Genomic DNA, 3,256 nt, shown 5'->3' on the forward strand with positions numbered 1-3,256 from the left:
GCCGCTCCCGCAGCGCGGCGTGGATGTTGGTCTCGTCGTCGTCATAGACCAGCGCCAGCGCCTCGGCGTGCTGCACCCCGGCCTCGATGAGCGCCTCGTCGTCGGGTTCGGCGGCCTCGACGATCCGTACGGGCTGCGCGGCGGTGTCGCCGGAGGCGCCCTGCCCCCTGCCGCCCACCCCTACCGCCCCGGTCACCCGCCCGAACAGCGCCGCCGCCCGGACCGCCATGACGGAGGGCTGACGGCGGTCCGTACGGGCTCCCGGCAGCAGCGCGGTGACGCCCTCGCCGTAGACGCCGGAGAGCTCGGCGGCCAGCCGGTGCACCAGTCCGTCGTCGCCGCAGACGACCATTTGCGGTGCGGCTGGGGGCTGTTGGGACTGCTGAGGAAGTGGGGACACACGTCAAGGGTGCCTTGCGGACACCCCTGACGGGCGCGTGGCGCGGCGGCCGGTCGATGGCGACCACCGGGCGGCCGGGCGACTGATCCCGGTACCTGGCGATGCGTCCGTGCACGCGGCCGGGTGCTGTCCCGCCGGATGGCTACGGGTGTCAGCGCGCCGCTCTCGCGAGGTGGAAATCCTCCGCATGGTAGAAGTCGCACTCACTCGAACCCACTTCCGGCGCTCTCGTCGCCCACGCCACGAACTCGGCGGCGAATTCCGGGGAGATGGTCCGCATATGATCCTTCGGCGAGCGGCCGGTCCACTCGCCTTCCCGGTAGGGCGGCAACCCGGCCGTCTTCGCCTCGAAAGCCGGGTCCATCGCCGGGTCCTCGCGCAGTTCGCGCTGGAGGTCCGTATCGACGATGCCGGGGTGAATGCGCAGGATTTTGACGTGCGGCGCCGCCAGCGCGAACTCGCGGCTCTGTACGAGGGCCATCCTGCTGAGCGCGGCTTTCGTCATGCTGTACAGACCGAGCCCGGCGAAGGACAGTTCGGGCAGCGGGCGGGCCAGGGACGAGACGACATAGGCGACGCGCGTCTCGGGCTCCGCGAAGCGCCCCGTCGCGAGGAGCGCGGTGGTGATGGCGAGCGGCGCGTACACATTCACCCGGAACGACTGGTCCAACTCCTCGGCGGACACCTTGTCCAGCCATCCCAGGCGCAGCGTGGCCGCGTTGTGGATGAGCGTGGCGACCTCGTAGCGGGGGTGTTCGCCGAACCAGTCGTCGAGTCGCTCTTCGATACCCGCCACGTCCGCGAGGTCCAGGCACAGATTGTGCAGTTCGTGGCGGGAGCCGCGGGCGGGACTCCGGTCCGAGCACCGGGCGGGCGTTCTCGATACGTTGAGCACGTCCGTATCGTCGAGGAACGACTCGACCAGGAACCGCCCGATGCCGCGGCTCCCCCCGGTGATGAGGGTGAGCCGTCGGCGCCCGTCTTCGTTCCCGGTCATCCGGCCTTCGCAGGCTCTTCGCTCACGGATTGCTCCCCGTCGGGCTCCAGCGACGCGGGAATGTCGACGCATTCGGGGAACAGCTCGATCGACCGCTGACTCCACCAGGGGTTCTTGGCTGCGATGGAGATGAGGTCGCGCCCCTGGACATCGGCGATTTTCCCGAGGTAGTAGGCGACGTACACCGAGAAGAAGTGGCCGAAGAAGAACTTCTTGAAGAAGTCCGCCTGGTCCAGGTCGACGGTGACGAATTCGATGTTGCGGTTCTGGGGTACGGACTTGTCGCCGAACAGCCCTTCCAGGGTGCGGATCTTCTGCTGGGTGTAGTCGTCGGCCTCCGCGTCGCGGAAGACGACGATCGCCTGCTTCTCGGTGGGGTCGGAGTACGTGGCCACCTCGGTGTGGCTGAACTCGTGCAGGAGGTTGCGGTGGGTCGGGACCATCGCGATCTCGTTGAAGAACATGGTCGTCTGCTTGAGCAGGCTGACGTACCAGTCGGCGGTGGAGAGCAGGGCGATCCGGCTGCCGCTCAGCCGCTCGGCGATGTCCCGGGCCCGCTGGAGGGTGCCTTCGTGGAACTCCTGCTTGAGGAAGGCCACGGAGGATTCCAGTTCGGCCTGGTACGTGGAGTTCGTGAGCTTCAGCCTGTGGAACAGGTCGAGGAAGATCGCGAAGAACTGCTGCACGTGGTACAGCGGGTACTCGCGGTCCGCGTGCCGGAGCTTGTACTGGATGAGCGAGGTGCCGTGTTCCTGGCAGAGGCCGGCGATCCGGCCGCCGCCGGAGAGCACGATCAGATTGCGGTTGCCGGTCATCTCGCGCATCGCGTCGAAGAACAGGCACGGCTCGACGGACCAGCCGCTGTAGCAGACGATGACCGTCAAGGTGGCCTCGTCCTTCAGCACCTCGCGGTCGATGAACCAGTCGAGGTCGTAGTCGTTGACGACGTCGACCTGGATGGGAATGCGCTCGGCTTTGAAGAAGCCTTTGACGATGTCGGAAACGACCGACGAACAGCCCATGCCGTAGAACACGATGCGCTTGAACCGGCCGGACTCGATCCTGTCCCGCAGACCGTCGTCCAGTCCGCTCAGGTCGTACTCGTGGCCCCAGAGCAGGCTCTCGAAAAGAGGCTCGCCCAGGACTTCTTCGAGGCGTTGCAAGCGTGGCTGCATTGCTTTACGTCCTCTCCAGCAGATCGTGCCGCCTTTACGGATCACGCTGTGGAACGGATCGCCGACCGAGGTGCGTCCGGCGTCGTGCGACCGAACCCCTCGTAAAACCGCCGCCGTCGTTCAGGAACCGTACCGGCGTGCAGGTGCGTGGCATGGCCACGTAGAGCGATGACCGTAGCGAGGGGACGCAGAAGCATCAAGAGCAACAGGGGACGCCAGGGGACACAGGGAGTCTATTTCGGCCACTGCGCCGGCGCGGCTTTCGTGACGCTATATACGCCGAATACGCCTGGGGACGACAAGAACAGCCCCCGGCCGAGGCTGACGGTGGCGAGGTCAGCGATCGGCCCACCAGACCAGCAGCCCGAGGCCGGAGAAGGCGCCGCCGAGGACGCATACGCCGGTCCAGCCGAAATGCGGATAGACGTAGGTCGAGGAAAGGCCGCTGCCGATGGCGCCGCCGATGAAATAGCTCGTCATATAGGCGGTGTTGACCCGGCTGTGCGCGCCGGGCCGGAGCCGGTAGATCACGCTCTGGTTGCTGAGGTGAGCGCCCTGGCAGCCGAGGTCCATGAAGGCGACGCCGAGCGCGAGGGCCAGGACGTTGTGCCCGCCGAGCTGGAGGGAGGCGTACGAGACGGTGATGACCAACAGGGAGACGCCGGTGACGCGCCGCGCGTACCC

At 67.1% G+C, this 3,256-nt stretch carries 2 protein-coding genes and 2 pseudogenes; all 4 read right to left on the reverse strand.

Features of this window, described 5'->3' with window-relative positions:
• Positions 1-400: pseudogene (locus ACFU99_RS38440) on the reverse strand (potassium transporter TrkA); the annotation flags it as partial.
• Between the two features lie 151 nt (positions 401-551).
• On the reverse strand, positions 552-1,397 hold the full coding sequence (locus ACFU99_RS38445) for an SDR family NAD(P)-dependent oxidoreductase (protein ID WP_384401792.1): 846 nt from the start codon (positions 1,395-1,397) through the stop codon (positions 552-554).
• Positions 1,394-2,572: an SIS domain-containing protein gene (locus tag ACFU99_RS38450; RefSeq protein ID WP_384401795.1), complete on the reverse strand. Its 1,179-nt coding sequence runs from the start codon at positions 2,570-2,572 to the stop codon at positions 1,394-1,396. Before ACFU99_RS38450 ends, ACFU99_RS38445 begins: the two co-directional genes overlap by 4 nt.
• 336 nt (positions 2,573-2,908) lie before the next feature.
• Positions 2,909-3,256 (reverse strand): annotated as a pseudogene (locus ACFU99_RS38455) (MFS transporter); the annotation flags it as partial.

Origin of the sequence: Streptomyces sp. NPDC057654, assembly GCF_042800135.1 — a bacterium.
In the GTDB taxonomy this organism is placed as follows: domain Bacteria; phylum Actinomycetota; class Actinomycetes; order Streptomycetales; family Streptomycetaceae; genus Streptomyces.

Excerpts from the sequence above, each read along its gene's own strand:
- ACFU99_RS38450 (WP_384401795.1), bottom strand. The coding sequence starts at position 2,572 with ATGCAGCCACGCTTGCAACGCCTCGAAGAAGTCCTGGGCGAGCCTCTT.
- ACFU99_RS38445 (WP_384401792.1), bottom strand. The coding sequence starts at position 1,397 with ATGACCGGGAACGAAGACGGGCGCCGACGGCTCACCCTCATCACCGGG.